General features: G+C 35.9%; 2 protein-coding genes. Both read right to left on the bottom strand.

Going from position 1 to position 2,412, the window contains the following annotated elements; all coding sequences use genetic code 11:
- Positions 1-107 precede the first annotated feature (107 nt).
- Complete coding sequence (locus GRH90_RS25780) at positions 108-1,946, bottom strand: ATP-binding protein (RefSeq protein WP_162368805.1); 1,839 nt, start codon at positions 1,944-1,946, stop codon at positions 108-110.
- A 361-nt stretch (positions 1,947-2,307) separates the two neighbouring features.
- Positions 2,308-2,412: integrase core domain-containing protein (locus GRH90_RS26020; RefSeq protein ID WP_512698839.1), on the bottom strand; the 105-nt coding region annotated here is incomplete at its 5' end.

Consider the following 2,412-nt stretch of genomic DNA (forward strand, 5'->3'; position numbering starts at 1 on the left):
ATGGTCCTCTCTGCTTAACATGGCGCTTCCTTTTTCGGTGTAGGAACCTTAAAGAAAGACCATGTTGGGTGGAGTGGACAACTTTTCCGATGAATTACGACCTTATATCAGCGATGCCGACACTGTCCTTCAAACCAATCTAAATAAGCCGTTAATTGGCCGCGATGCTTAATTTCTAATGGTATTTGAGGGCTTTTTAATTCAACCACAACTATCTCAGTCTCACTCTCATTCGAGAAAAAAACGAAGTCTGGACGTAACTTACCATCAGGATCTTTTGCAAGTTGATCTTTTGTGTAACCATGTGCGGGGACTAATCCACGCAAAGCAGCCTCAGCTATATTTTCTTTAAGTGATTGATTTGGCCTCAGATTTTCCATCTCCGTACCAAGTATCCATGGAAAAGTTTCCAATAACGCCTGTAGTTGATTTTCATTACCATTATTCTTTAGATTATATAATTTACTTAAAGCATAAATGCGTTGGGCTTGTATTACGGACATCGATAGTGACTCAGGTACTAAATGTTCATTAAGGCATTTTAAACTATTAGTAAACGAATCGGTATCATCTTCACTAATTTCAAAAGCATCCCAAAGTTTTTTTATCAAGATTTGCATAGGCCTATGCGTCCATGAGGACGTCATAGCTTTTATTACCTCAAGTTGCACGGTTTTATCTTTATGAACTTTTGGCCCGAGTTTATGCACCAATTCAGCAATAGCGTCGCGTTCAGAGTCAGTAACTTTTGGGATATTGGGTGTATTCCTTATTATTTCTATTAATTTTTCTTTACCACCCGGGTTATTATCTTTTATGAATTTTTCAATCCATTTCTTAACGAGTTGCTGACAAAACTCATGCAATGGCTGCGTTTCATCCGAATCCCAATTTATTGTAGTACGGTCAGTTGATATAACATCTTCTTCTAACTCATCAAGCCAGTCAGCCTCAATCACAGCATACATATACCGGGAATATATTTCTTTACCTTTTACTTTAAAGAAGTATGGTCTATCTTGTGCTATTTTCCCATGAGCATATACACCCACTCCAGCCTCTTCTTGAGGCCAATCAGCGGTTTCTACGAATCCAGCCCAATACCTTATTTCTCTATCAATCCCATTAATATTTATAGTTTCTGTTTCAAAGCCTTCTTTGGGATATCGAATATCAAATTTAGGTAATGACTCTTTTGCTTCAACCAATCTATCATTGATGTAAACATTGAAATTATATTCAGAAATTGTCACTGTAAATCTTCGGCCCACAGATTCAATTAACCGAATTGGCGATATTGAATTCTTGGTCTTTAATTTACTCAAAAAAATGGCGGTTCCAGTTAATTTTGATTCAATTTTTTCTTTAAAATCATTGAATTTAAATTTTTCAAGAACTGTGATATCAATATCTTCTAGTACCTCATTAAAATAAATCACTTCGGGGCTATAACTACTAATTAATTGTAAGCCAGAGTGGTCATCCTTTAACATTCCATCAATATCTAAAGAAAATACAGATATCCTTTTAATATTATTAATATCATTGTAAATCGTCATAACGGTTAATCGACCAGCGATTCCAAAAGGTGCTAGCTTGCCAATACCTTTACGCCCCATAAGGAAACGGCCCTTAGTCGAGCTTTTTTCGGCGGGATTATCGAAACTTCGTTTTCTAAGACCAATCACAAGATATTTTTCTTTAATAGATATAGGGTCCATCCCATAACCATCATCGATCACACAAATATATTTTTCACTATCAGGAATTTCAATACCATCTTTTATAACCAACCAGGTATTCCCTGCGTCCGCGTCCCATGCGTTAGAAATGAGTTCAGCAATAACATTAGTAGGTTTATTCTGATATAATTTTAGACCTAAATGCTCAATAATATTGTGACTATACTCTAATTTTAGCTCACCTTTTTGTGTTTGATTCAGCATAACTACTTATCCCAAAGGTTTTTATTTTCCCTATTATGATCAACAATTCCATAATTTACAATGATGTTTTCATCGTATTTTAACAGACTATCTATTTAAAATAATTTCTTTAAAATCAATGCATTAAAAGCATTTCTTACATTTTATAAACAACTTTAAACAGCAATGTTCCCTAGTCTCACTTCAATCCATTTGAAAACTGTGTTTGATTTTGGAAAACCGTGTTAAACACAATTTGCTTAATTTTTTACCACAACGATGACTTTTCAAAGCTATTGACCGCATCCTTAGGCTAAATCGAACGCCAGGCTACAGCCTGACACTTGCTCACAGAGCATGTTCAATTGTAAACATCCCGATGTTAAAGCCATGCACTTTTTGAGATCATCGGCGAACTTCGGGTTATCCGATACTCTTCCGGCGTCAGGTTTCCCAGTGATTCATGAGGCCGTTCCTGGTTATACTC

Source organism: Acerihabitans arboris (assembly GCF_010131535.1).
In the GTDB taxonomy this organism is placed as follows: Bacteria; Pseudomonadota; Gammaproteobacteria; order Enterobacterales; family Enterobacteriaceae; genus Acerihabitans; species Acerihabitans arboris.

What these genes read in the sequence shown, in the direction of transcription:
- GRH90_RS25780 (WP_162368805.1), bottom strand. Translation starts at nt 1,946, where the DNA reads ATGCTGAATCAAACACAAAAAGGTGAGCTAAAATTAGAGTATAGTCAC.